This is a genomic window from Pseudoalteromonas nanhaiensis (genome assembly GCF_051235485.1).
Lineage (GTDB): Bacteria > Pseudomonadota > Gammaproteobacteria > Enterobacterales > Alteromonadaceae > Pseudoalteromonas > Pseudoalteromonas lipolytica_C.
The window spans coordinates 1-522 of record NZ_JBPNYQ010000068.1; the positions used below are offsets into that span (position 1 = coordinate 1).

A 522-nucleotide genomic window follows, 5' to 3' on the forward strand; every position below is an offset into this window, starting at 1 on the left:
CGTAATAGCTCACTGGTCGAGTCGGTCTGCGCGGAAGATGTAACGGGGCTAAACTATGCACCGAAGCTGCGGATTCATACTATGTATGAGTGGTAGGGGAGCGTTCTGTAAGCCGTTGAAGGTGTACCGGGAGGTATGCTGGAGGTATCAGAAGTGCGAATGCTGACATGAGTAACGATAATGCGGGTGAAAAACCCGCACGCCGGAAGACCAAGGGTTCCTATCCCATGTTAATCAGGGTAGGGTAAGTCGACCCCTAAGGCGAGGCCGAAAGGCGTAGTCGATGGGAAACGGGTTAATATTCCCGTACTTGGTATAATTGCGATGGGGGGACGGAGCAGGCTAAACAAGCATGGCGTTGGTTGTCCATGTGAAAGTGAGTAGGTTGGTGACTTAGGAAAATCCGGGTTGCTAAGACTGAGACACGAGACGAGCCACTAAGGTGGTGAAGTTGTTGATGCCATACTTCCAGGAAAAGCCTCTAAGCTTCAGATTATACCGAATCGTACCCCAAACCGACAC

Annotated in this window: 1 rRNA gene; it reads left to right on the top strand. The window is 51.0% G+C overall.

Features of this window, described 5'->3' with window-relative positions:
* Positions 1-522 (top strand): 23S ribosomal RNA (locus tag ACSFVZ_RS20485); the annotation flags it as partial.